This window comes from Kitasatospora putterlickiae (assembly GCF_039527695.1).
Classification (GTDB): domain Bacteria; phylum Actinomycetota; class Actinomycetes; order Streptomycetales; family Streptomycetaceae; genus Kitasatospora; species Kitasatospora putterlickiae.
This window is the reverse complement of sequence record NZ_BAAAKJ010000278.1, coordinates 1-309: the sequence shown is the minus strand read 5'-3', so window position 1 is coordinate 309 and position 309 is coordinate 1.

Below are 309 nucleotides of genomic sequence, written 5' to 3'. Positions count from 1 at the left end.
GGCGAGGAAGGACGCGCACGAGAACTCGCCTGTGATGACGATGCGTTGAGCGACAGGGCGACCTGCGTCAAGCCCGGTGATGCCGAGGGACCTGCCCGCCGCCCCCGCCGTTCGGCCGGGCCGTGCCATACCCCGGAGGGCCGCCGAGGCCGGTCCGTAGGACGACGCGAATGATCCCCACGCGTGCGAACTTGGCCTCAGGGGCCCGGAGTTCGGGCCCGGGGAGGGATCACCGTGAACGTCACCCGCACCACCCTGCCACCCGCGCCACCCGCGCCGCGCGGCTCGCCGCCGTCGCGCTGGCCTGGT